Source organism: Ruegeria sp. BF12 (assembly GCF_056538705.1).
Genome location: NZ_JBQFTP010000014.1, coordinates 117,550 through 126,829 on the forward strand (window position 1 = coordinate 117,550; position 9,280 = coordinate 126,829).

Annotated in this window: 11 protein-coding genes; 7 read left to right on the forward strand and 4 right to left on the reverse strand. The window is 53.8% G+C overall.

Translation table 11 applies throughout. The annotated features are described in order from the left end of the window. Positions 1–170: 170 nt before the first annotated feature. On the reverse strand, positions 171–752 hold the full coding sequence (locus tag ACR0J0_RS19240; RefSeq protein ID WP_480665634.1) for a TetR/AcrR family transcriptional regulator: 582 nt from the start codon (positions 750–752) through the stop codon (positions 171–173). A gap of 124 nt (positions 753–876) precedes the next feature. Between ACR0J0_RS19240 and ACR0J0_RS19245 the strand changes: the two genes are divergently transcribed. The 3 genes from ACR0J0_RS19245 to ACR0J0_RS19255 all read left to right on the forward strand — a co-directional run bounded on the left by ACR0J0_RS19245 (position 877) and on the right by ACR0J0_RS19255 (position 3,602). Further along, positions 877–1,467 carry a YceI family protein gene (locus ACR0J0_RS19245; RefSeq protein ID WP_480665635.1) on the forward strand — a complete coding sequence of 197 codons (591 nt, stop codon included), beginning with the start codon at positions 877–879 and terminating at the stop codon, positions 1,465–1,467. Between the two features lie 66 nt (positions 1,468–1,533). Beyond that, on the forward strand, positions 1,534–2,073 hold the full coding sequence (locus ACR0J0_RS19250) for a luciferase domain-containing protein (RefSeq protein WP_480665636.1): 540 nt from the start codon (positions 1,534–1,536) through the stop codon (positions 2,071–2,073). A gap of 293 nt (positions 2,074–2,366) precedes the next feature. After that, complete coding sequence (locus ACR0J0_RS19255) at positions 2,367–3,602, forward strand: adenylate/guanylate cyclase domain-containing protein (RefSeq protein ID WP_480665637.1); 1,236 nt, start codon at positions 2,367–2,369, stop codon at positions 3,600–3,602. A 90-nt stretch (positions 3,603–3,692) separates the two neighbouring features. Here ACR0J0_RS19255 and ACR0J0_RS19260 read toward each other — a convergent pair whose 3' ends face one another. Beyond that, positions 3,693–4,532: an SDR family NAD(P)-dependent oxidoreductase gene (locus ACR0J0_RS19260; RefSeq protein WP_480665638.1), complete on the reverse strand. Its 840-nt coding sequence runs from the start codon at positions 4,530–4,532 to the stop codon at positions 3,693–3,695. Positions 4,533–4,599: 67 nt separating this feature from the next. Next, complete coding sequence (locus ACR0J0_RS19265) at positions 4,600–5,484, reverse strand: SDR family NAD(P)-dependent oxidoreductase (RefSeq protein ID WP_480665639.1); 885 nt, start codon at positions 5,482–5,484, stop codon at positions 4,600–4,602. A 14-nt stretch (positions 5,485–5,498) separates the two neighbouring features. Between ACR0J0_RS19265 and ACR0J0_RS19270 the strand changes: the two genes are divergently transcribed. Both ACR0J0_RS19270 and ACR0J0_RS19275 read left to right on the forward strand, forming a co-directional pair. Beyond that, positions 5,499–6,500, forward strand: coding sequence for a LysR family transcriptional regulator (locus tag ACR0J0_RS19270; protein WP_480665640.1), 1,002 nt, complete (start codon positions 5,499–5,501; stop codon positions 6,498–6,500). Positions 6,501–6,914: 414 nt separating this feature from the next. Next, a complete protein-coding gene (locus ACR0J0_RS19275; protein ID WP_480665641.1) occupies positions 6,915–7,547 on the forward strand; it encodes a tyrosine-type recombinase/integrase in 633 nt (210 codons plus the stop codon). 131 nt (positions 7,548–7,678) lie between these two features. On the opposite strand, the gene ACR0J0_RS19280 is transcribed toward ACR0J0_RS19275, so the two are convergent. After that, positions 7,679–7,882: a hypothetical protein gene (locus ACR0J0_RS19280; RefSeq protein WP_480665642.1), complete on the reverse strand. Its 204-nt coding sequence runs from the start codon at positions 7,880–7,882 to the stop codon at positions 7,679–7,681. A 303-nt stretch (positions 7,883–8,185) separates the two neighbouring features. Here ACR0J0_RS19280 and ACR0J0_RS19285 point away from each other — a divergent pair, with 303 nt between their 5' ends. Both ACR0J0_RS19285 and ACR0J0_RS19290 read left to right on the forward strand, forming a co-directional pair. Continuing rightward, positions 8,186–8,449, forward strand: a complete 264-nt coding sequence (locus ACR0J0_RS19285) for a DUF3489 domain-containing protein (protein WP_480665643.1) — start codon at positions 8,186–8,188, stop codon at positions 8,447–8,449. Continuing rightward, positions 8,446–8,859 carry a DUF2924 domain-containing protein gene (locus ACR0J0_RS19290; RefSeq protein WP_480665644.1) on the forward strand — a complete coding sequence of 138 codons (414 nt, stop codon included), beginning with the start codon at positions 8,446–8,448 and terminating at the stop codon, positions 8,857–8,859. The genes ACR0J0_RS19285 and ACR0J0_RS19290 overlap by 4 nt, the downstream gene beginning before the upstream one ends. The last annotated feature ends 421 nt before the right edge of the window (positions 8,860–9,280 follow it).

Here is a 9,280-nt window from a genome sequence, read left to right on the forward strand (position 1 = left end):
AGATAGCAGACTTTGCAAACCTCGACGAACGATCTTAGCGAACCTTTATCGGGGCCATTTGAAGCAACCGCTATTAGGAACTGGATGGACAGGCTATTGATCATAACTTGCTGTTCTTCCGAAATCTCGCACCAGTTGCGGTTCGCTTTGATTGCAAAGTCAGGCGATGGTCACTGTCCCGAATTGGTTTTCGCGATACTGCAAAGCAGATCGACATGTCTGTCCAACCATTCTTCGTTCAGTGCTTCGTGACGTATGAGCTTGCGGAAATAAGGTGCAGCGACTGCTAGTTCTATGAGCTGATCAACCGGAACGCCGGCGGTGATCTCGCCGCGGCCTATTGCGGCTGCAAATACCGCTTCAACACTTGCGAACCTATCCTTCATGAATTCAGTGATCACCAACCGCGCTTCTTCGTCGGTGGACGCAGCGGCGACCACCTGAGGCGCGATTTGGCCCCACGGTGTATCATTCAAGGCTCCCATCAATACACCGAGTAACCAGCGCAGGTCAGATCGCAAGGGACCATTGGTTTTGGGCGGTATACTCGGCGGTGTTGCGATGCATCGGAATGCAGCATCACGCAGACTGCGCGCATCTGGCCAGTGCCTGTAAAGTGTGCTGCGCGAAATGCCCGTTGCCTTTGAAACCGCGCCATGAGTTACGTGCAGCACGCCCTCATCCATCAGTATCCTTTGCGCTGCATCAAGCGCGGCCTGCCGTGTGGCGATCAGCCTAGGATCTTCTTTCAATCGCCCCTCCTATAGAGCATTTTGTTGCACAGTAGAACATTTTGTTCTAAAAGTATGGCCAACCAAAAACTAAAGCTCAATACTCAATTTCGCGAACACGTCTTGTCAAAATGGGAGCGTATCAATGTTCAAAGTGGCAGCAACCCCGCTAGCGGTACTCTTATCGATGGGCGCGACAACCGCATTGTCCGAGAGTGGTACGTACGAGCTGGATCCCGGGCACAGCCAGATACTGTTCAGCTACGACCACATCGGTTTCTCAGAAACGTTTGGAATGTTCTCGGGTTTTAGCGGCGAGATAGAGTTCAACGAAGATGATCCGTCTGCGTCATCTGTCGCAGTGTCTATGCCTGTAAAATCTATGATCACAGGCTGGGATGCACGTCTGCAACACTTCATGTCAGATGACTTTTTTGGCGCGAGCGATGGTGATGTGGTCACATTCGCCTCCACCAGCATTGAAGTCACCGGGGACAATACCGCGAATATTTCCGGCGACCTGACCATTAATGGCATCACCAAACTGGTCATTCTGGAAACATCTCTAAACAAGTCAGCGCCATACCCGTTTGGTGCAAAGGAGGGCACCCCGACCTTGGGGCTGGCAGCCACGGCGACTATCGTGCGGTCTGAATTCGGACTTGGGGCGTTCGCACCTGCGGTGAGCGACGAAATAGAGCTCTTGATCAATGTCGAAGCGTTAAAGGCTGAATGATGCTGTGCAGGGGTGCTGATACTACACTGAGCGCTCGTTCTTAACTATTGGCGGGCTGACAACAAAATGAATGTGTTCCTGAGACAACTGGCAGTTGCTACAACAGCAGCGGCATTGACGTGCCCGCTGGCATTCGCACAAGAGCCCTACTTGCCGGAGCGTACCTCACCCCGTCCTGAAACGACAAGCGGCGTACCGCATACTCAGATCGGTGTCGAAATAGATGCCGATTTGGCCCAGCTATTGCTGGAGCGTGTTGCGCAATTCCCAGGGGTCACACTTGGCCCGACACGCATATCGCTTCCTGGGGCAATTGGTTTTCAGCTTGATCCCGATATGTTGTTGTCTCAACCGAGCTCTATCGTCGGTGGGTTTGAATTTGCGCATATGCATCCTGATGGCAGCTTGCACGCTTCGCTGCACCCCGCAATGGCGCGACGGGCAATTGAGGCCGGTTGGGCCGTTGCACACCCTTGGGCCAAGCAACGTCCTGGGTGGAGCGGCTTTGTCATGATATACACACCGACCACACGAGAAGAGCTGGATGTCGTCATCGATCTGGTAGAAAGTTCGTACACCTTCATCACCGGCAAAACCTTGGGCTAGCCGTATTTTGCACGAAAGTTTGCGGTGACACCTGCTTCCTGTCAGAAAGCTAGTTCAGCCGCTTTGCTATTGGCCGTCAATTTCTTTCTTATATTATCGCCGTGGCGAAGCACTCGATAGGTACAAGCCTTTCGCACCAATAGTAACTCGCCTCCCGCGCAGTTGAACTTACAAAGCTCAGCGTCGAAGTTCCGCTTCGGGCTGCGAGCGCAGTGGGAGAATTGAATTTGATGTGTCCTTGAAGTGAATTAGACTGAGAACTAACTGTTAAGATAGCTCATTAAGAGGACATCATGGCAGCTCCTTTAGTCCAAAACTGGGAACTGACCGCCGCCATCCAGGACATAGCAGATTGGCTGGTTCAACAGGGCTTAGAGAATGCGCCGGTGGAGACCTGGCTCGAAGCATTCTGCAAGCGTCTTGTTTCGGCGGGAATTCCACTTCAAAGAGCAAACATCACTGTGCGCGCACATCATCCCGAGATTGGGACAGTCGCTTTCCGCTGGCACAGGCACGGAGAAAATGAGCGAGAAGAGTTTATTCGAAGAACGGATGCACCTGAAGAATACGTTCTGAGCCCGATTTACTATCTTTTGGTAAACAACGTTGAAGAGATTAGACAAGACCTGACGGTCGACGACCCGGAGCTTTATTTTCCTTTGTTTGACGAACTCCGCGAGCGCGGTGCCACAGACTACTTCGCTGTCAAACGGTTCTTCCTTCTTCCAGATAATGCTGCACCTGTCGATCCAATGCAGGCCGAGGAAGGCGCTATTATTTCATTGGCAACCGACGCGAGCGGGGGCTTCACAAGCCAGCAACTTGACGGTCTGCGTCAACTAATTTCTCCACTTTGCCTGACGCTGAAATGTGGCGCAAACAGGCTAATGGCTGAAGACATAACCGCCGCTTACTTGGGAAAAGACGCCAGCAGGCGCGTTCTTTCCGGGGACATCACCCGAGGTTCATCCGAAACGATTTCAGCCGTGATTTGGTACTTTGATCTACAAGGATTTACCAAATTATCAGAGGCGCTTCCGGGACATTCAATAATAGAATTGCTAAACGATTACTTCGCGGAAGCTGTTGACGTAGTTGAACGCCATGGCGGTAATGTTCTGAAGTTCATGGGAGATGGAATGCTTGCCATCTTCGATATCGATCAAGTTCCAGACGCTCGCCGCGTCGCAATTCACGCGGCCGCGGAGTTGCGAAATACCTTTGAGGAACTCAACCAACGAAGGCAAGCGGATGGTTTGCCAACGACCGGTTTCACTCTTTCATTGCACGCTGGCGATGTTCTTTATGGAAACATAGGCGGTAGGTCTCGCTTGGATTTCACAGTGGTCGGCCCAGCAGTCAATACAACGTCCCGTATTCTTGGCATGTGCAACGCGCTCGATCAGAACATTGTCGTTTCCGACAAGGTGGCCGGCGACTTGGTGAACACCATTCCAAGTCTCGTTTCCCTGGGGCAATACAGATTGCGCGGTGTTGCTGAAAGACAGGAGCTGTATACGATAGATTAAACGCGAATTGAAAGGCGCCGCCGAACCCGCAGGGCCGCCGGACAGTCTTCAATCTTTAGCTTTTTACTGAGTGGTGGACTTTTACGATGATCAGTCAGCCTTCGCCATAAACGCCTCGAAAGCCTCCTTATAGTCTGGATGCCATCGGCTTAGTGGGGGGCGATTTTCGATGACGTCTCCCACGCTCCAGGCAATGCGTTTCTCATCGACATCACGTGAGACATCATTGTCGGGGCAGAGGATGTAAAAGTCCCCGCGGTTCACGCTGTCGACAAAGAAGTCGACCGTCTGCTCTGCGGTCCAAGCGGAGGCAGGTTTTTCAGGCAGGGAGATCATACCAGTATAAACAAAGCCAGGCACAAGGAGATGCGCTGTGATCTGATGGCCGGGGCCGTTTCTCAGCTCATGTGATAGCGCCTCGGTGAATGCTTTCAGAGCCGCCTTTGAGACGTTGTAAGCCGGGTTGCCCGGAGGTGTGGTGATACCTTGCTTGGACCCTGTATTGATTATTGCACCTGGCCTGTTTCGCGCGATCATATTTGGTGCGAATACCTGAGTGCCATGGATCGGGCCCCAAAGGTTCACGCCCAGCATCTTCTCCCAAGCCGTGGCGTCCCCAATGGTCGATGATTTGCCGCCGACACCAGCGTTGTTCATTAAGATGTCTGCCCCGCCGTAGCGGTCTCCTACCATCCGTTCCAACGCCTCTAACTGCGCGCGATCACTGACATCTGTCTCAGACGTCATCACATCGGCCGCACCGGCGGCGGACACCATGTTTGCCGCGGCAGCCAGTTTCTCGGTGTCTTGATCAACAATAACAATGCGCATGCCCATCTGAGCGAACTTCACTGCGGCGGCGAGGCCAATGCCTGAAGCACCCCCGGTGATCACGGCCACAGAGTCTGAGGTAAATGCGGGGTGTGTCATCGGCTAGGCTCCTCCTATTCCCGTGTTGGATCGACAGGCCCGGAAAACCCCAGACCTGTCGTTGTTTTTAGGCCGCGTTGGCCACGTTAGTTTTAAGCTTCATCATACCTACCATACCGTAGGCGGTGAAGAGCGCCTGGGTTGCCTTTTCCGCTTGCACGTTCATCGGAATGACAGGGTCTGCCATGCCGCTCTTGTCCACTTCATTGCGAAACTGCCGCTGTCCAGGCGCGGTATGAATCACCTCGAGCACCGCGTCCGACACGATCTGCGGAACCTGTAACGGGTTGTTGGCTAGGGATTCCCCCATGCTTTGCAGCATGGCCTCGGGCGCTCCGGCAAATTCGCCATAGCTTGCATCCCGGTCGCGCGAAGACGGCTGAATGAGGTTGTTGAAGAAGTTCGTGGGGAAGCCGCCGGGCTCGATGACAGCGACATCGACACCAAACTGGCTCAACTCCCAGCGGTAGTTTTCGCTGAGCGCCTCCACGGCCCATTTCGCCGCGTTATAAGGCCCAAGGAAGGGCACTGTCACGCGGCCAAGAAGGCTAGTAACGTTCAAGATCAGCCCGGATTGCCGTGCCCGCATTTTGGGTAAGACGGCGCGGATCATCCTCTGCACTCCAAAGACATTGACGTCAAAGACGCGTTGAAAATCGTCTCCAGAGAAGTTCTCTTGCAGACCGTGTGCACCCGCACCGGCGTTGTTGACCAACACATCGATCTGCCCGAGCGTGGCTTCTGCCGCGGCCACGCCCGCTTCGACGGAAGCATCGTCTGTCACGTCGATATCGACAACATCAACGCCGAGATTGCGCAAGATCTGCGCGGCCTCCTTGTTGCGTCCTCCGGGATCGCGCACGGTCCCGACAACGCGATGCCCAGCCTTGATCAAATCCGCCACCATCAGATTTCCAAATCCGCTGCTGGCACCTGTAACGAGTATGTTCATGTCTTTTCTCCTGCATGTGGCCCTGCAACGGGCCCCGTGATGGTTCGAAGTTAAAAATTGCCAACTCAAAGCAACAGAGGTATCAAATTGAACTGATGGTTGCAGATATTAGAACGATTGGCATACCTGCCTTGGTCAGCTTCCACACCGTCGCGCGGCTCGGTGGGATCAGCGTTGCAGCCGATCATCTCAACATGGCGAAATCGGGTGTGTCCCGGCACATATCGCGGTTGGAAGACCATTTTGGCGTGAAGTTGGTCGAACGGAGTGGAAGATCCGTTAAACTCACCCCGACAGGCGTCCGACTGAACCAGCGTATCCAGTCCATTTTGGCTGACATTGATTTGCTTGGTGACATCGCCCGTGAAGAACGGGGGGACGTCTCGGGTCAGGTGAACTTCGCCGCAACAGCGGAATTCGGCTCGGTGATTGCCTCAGTAATCCTTCCGGCCGTCCAAGAGCGCTTTCCAGATCTCTCGTTGGTAATGCGCCCGGCTTATGATTTCGAGGATATGCAGGATCCCAATACGGATTTGGCATTCCGGATCGGAACTTTCGAAGACGACAGACTGGTCGCGAAGCAGCTTGGCAGCTTTCGTTGCTGGCTCGTCGCGTCACCCGAGCTTGCAGCGCAGATAGCGATCAACACACCAGACGACCTGAAGGACCAACCCTGTCTCACCTTCAGAGGTGATGTTGCCAACGCTACCTGGACTTTCTTTTCCTCAGGCGATGTCTCTACCATCAAGGTAGGCGGACCCTTTGCCACACGGAGTTTTTCTGTCTTACTTGATCTTGCAATGGCGGGGCGAGGATATGCGTTTCTGCCGGAATTCATGCTTGATGAGGTCTTGCAAGAAGGAATGCTTGTCCGCTGCTTGCCCAAGCACGTCTCGCGGCCATATTCGGTTTATCTGACGTTCCGCCCAGGCTCGCGGCGCATCGCACGAGTGGACGCAGTCGCCTCCCTTGCCGAGGAACTTGTCCCGAAACTCCTTTCTGGCAGTTCGACTTAGGATCTTCACCACAAACGTGCACAGAGGCCGGGCGGTCTTCTTTACAAGAGCCTCTAACGAAGGTGAACACCGGGCTCCAAGATCAGGCAATATGGCTTGTACGCTGCCATTGGATTGAGCGGATTGAATGGGGGCTTGGTTGCGTTTCGCTGGACTTGTAAAGTCTAGTTTCGAATGTCCGTTTTGGGCTGACTGCGGTCCTTTGGAGTAAGAATGCGGATGGCTGCAAAGTCCCGCAACGCGGTCATCGACTTCATTTCGTCAAATGTCCGTCCTGATCGAAAGCGGTCATTAATGTGTTGACCCACTGTTTCAGATGCGAGTGATTGGTTCTTGCGAAGGCAGAGGCATTAAGTTGCGCAGGTTGACAGGGTGCCGATGCCTGGTGTGGGAGGGCTGGATGGAGACTTCGCTATGTATAGTATTCAGCTTCCTATAGTCAGACCGACCCGTCCGCTTTGGAAAAAGGGCCGAATTGTTGGCCAGAAACGTCCCCTGCAGCCAAGACTAGTCTGGGCAATTCGTGCGCGTCTCGAACTCGCTGGGAGCCAGCGCAACCTCGTGCTGTTCAACCTCGCGCTCGACAGCAAACTTCGCGGATGCGATCTTGTTTGGTTGAAAGTGGCCGATCTTGTCGTTGCCGGAGCAGTCCAAAACCGAGTGTCGGTCATCCAGAGCAAGACAGGCAGGCCAGTTAAGTTCGAGGTGTCGGAGAGCACGCGACGATCGATTCTTGAGTGGGTCACGTCGCCCGCCACGCTAGGTCGCAGGTTCCTCTTTCCGAGCAGGCTCCACGCTTCGTCTCACCTGTCGACTCGGCAATACGCGCGTCTCGTCCGCAAATGGGTGTCTATCATCGGACTAGAGCCTTGTGGATACGGGACGCATTCCCTGCGTCGCACTAAGGCGGCTCTGATATATCAAAAGACCGGCGACCTTCGGGCCGTCGAGCTTCTGCTCGGACATACAAAAGTAGATAGCACGGTTAGGTATCTTGAAATCGAATTCGACGATGCATTGAGCATTGCAGAGAAGATCGATCATTGAGGATTTGGCGGACGGCATCAGCCGTCCGTCATCTCAACTTAAACCGAGTGTTCAAACGTCTAGACGCGAACGGCCGCTCCTCTGGATAGCAGACTTTATTCCTTCTGCGTTCGATGACCTACTTGCGGGACTTAGCCGTCATTCATGTACAGGCCAATTCCTTCAATAAGTTCTGGCACTTCAAGCTTTCGAAGCGCGTCTGCGACAGCAGTCTGTGAGTCATGGTCAGCTAACCGTAGATGAGCTGCAATGTCTTCCAAGGTGCTAATATCGTTGTCACAATCCGTTTCAGTTTCGCGCGTCTCAATGTGTTTTACTGCAAGTGCAAGAGCCATAGCCAAATTTTCCATTGCGCAACCTCGATATGCCAAGTTTTGAAGGTACAGGACCGAAATCATTGTAACAATGGGCTCGATGCTGACATCCGAGCATTTTACTCAGATGACTGCTTAAGAGCGGAAAGCAGACACAGAAGCCTGTGCCCTGCGATCGGGTTAGGCGAGAACATTTTTTACAATTGGACTGGACTTCCTGGCGGTTCAGAGCGGTACTGACTGTGTCGCATTCGCCCGGGATCGCCGGGCTCCACTCAGTACGGGGCGAGGGATGGACCTTTGCCCGCAGAGTGGAGAAACACGATGACAAAACCAAATACGGCAACCCAAAGTTTAGGCATATCTGCACAGGTTGCCGACCAGCCAACCCGGCATAAGCAGCTTCACCGAATGCTGACACGGGAATCAGGCGTCACAATCGCGCAGCTTCAAAAGACCTTCGGTTGGCAGGCGCACACGGCACGGGCCGCGATATCCGCGCAACGCAAAGCGGGATGTGTGGTCGACAGACAGGAAACCGACAAGGGATCGGTTTACCGGATTGTCGATGAGCAGGGCACCCAATGAAAACGAAGCAAGACGAAGAAATGTCGATCCTGATATCAGAGATCGAAACTTTCGATCGCGCCGTCTGTCTCGAGTGCTGGCGCGAGACCTTCGGACGCTCGCCACCAAAGTATCTGTCACCAAAGTTTATGAAGCGGGTGCTGATCTGGGATATGCAAAACAAAGCGCTGGGCAGTGTGTCAGCGAAAACCACCCGACGCCTGAAGCAGATTGCGGCTGGGAAAGTGTTGCCCACGACCGCGAGGCCTGGGTCTCATCTGGTCCGGGAGTGGAACGGACGGACATATCAGGTCGAAGTCCTTGAAGGCGGGTACGTCATGGATGGTAAAAGCTGGCGGTTCCTGTCAGCGATTGCAAAGCACATTACCGGGGCGCACTGGTCAGGCACGCGCTTCTTCGGGGTACGGTGATGCGCCGGATCCGCTGCGCCATCGCATCGGGTGAGCAGCCAGATGGCCTGACGTCTGATTATCTCATTAAGTCAGGTGTACCGGCTTCGTGGGCTGAGCAAAGCGAACAGTTCGCAAAGCTCTGAGCAAAGCCAACCAACAATCCACCAAACTCGAGCCGCCGAAATGGCAAACAGAGACTACAGGCTAAAATCGGGCTTGTTTGCTCTCTGTCCCGTGTCTCTATCAGAATTTGCTCATGCTAAGCCGCGGAAATCACGCGGCAATATCGTCGCAATCTCTCGTCAGCTAAAAATTAAGGAGTGGGTGGCTGTGCGGACAGTTTCCAGCTAGGGTCAGGGTGCATTGATTTTCAAAGCGCTGCGTGATTCACGGCTCGAAAACCGGAGCGGTGATATGAGCGACCTTTTCTGGCTGACTG